Source organism: Vibrio sp. 1249-1 (assembly GCF_033340495.1).
Window position 1 is genome coordinate 1 of sequence record NZ_JAWOWJ010000544.1, and the last position, 702, is coordinate 702.

Below are 702 nucleotides of genomic sequence, written 5' to 3' on the forward strand. Positions count from 1 at the left end.
GTGATCGCCAGCCATCACGCGCACTTTAATGGTGTGGATTTTCTCATTGGGCTGGACAAAACACCGCACACCGAGCGCGCTCGTAAAATTCTCATCAGTTGCTCTTCAGATATTGAGGCGATACTCACGGCCGTCAATGAAGGTCGTTTGGATCATTGTTTGACCAAGCCTCTACCAGATAACGTCCTTTTTAATACGGCTCAAAAAGAGCTGACGCAGTTTATCTTACGTAATTGCAAAGAAGACTTGCTCAGTTATAGCCAAATCTTGGACCAGCACAAATTGCTACGTGCTCATATCGAAAATCAGATGAGCAATTACCAAGCAGGTTTCTTACACGACTATCACTCGATGTCTGATAATGAACTGGCAGAACAAGTAATCTCTGCCTTGCAACAATTTTTCAAAGCAAATGACGAAACAAAAGCTTGTCGAACCTACTCTCCTGAGCATTTGCTGACGGTTGAAGGGGAACCTAACAGCTTTTTATGGTTCATAACCAGCGGAGAAGTGGCGCTCTACAAAAGAGACGAACAAGGTATGCAGCGAGAAGTGGTTCGCCATACCAAAGGGAACATTGTCGGCGGCATGTCATTTGTAACTGGGGAATGCTCCTTTTCTACTGCACTTACGCTTACCGAAACAGAAGTAATTAAACTTGATAGAAATGTGTTCCGTAAAGTAATGCAGAGTGACTCAAAC

At 44.0% G+C, this 702-nt stretch carries 1 protein-coding gene; it reads left to right on the forward strand.

What is annotated here, in order from left to right; translation table 11 throughout:
• A partial coding sequence (locus R7Z50_RS27515) for a cyclic nucleotide-binding domain-containing protein (RefSeq protein ID WP_318149752.1) occupies nt 1–702 on the forward strand: 702 nt, incomplete at both ends.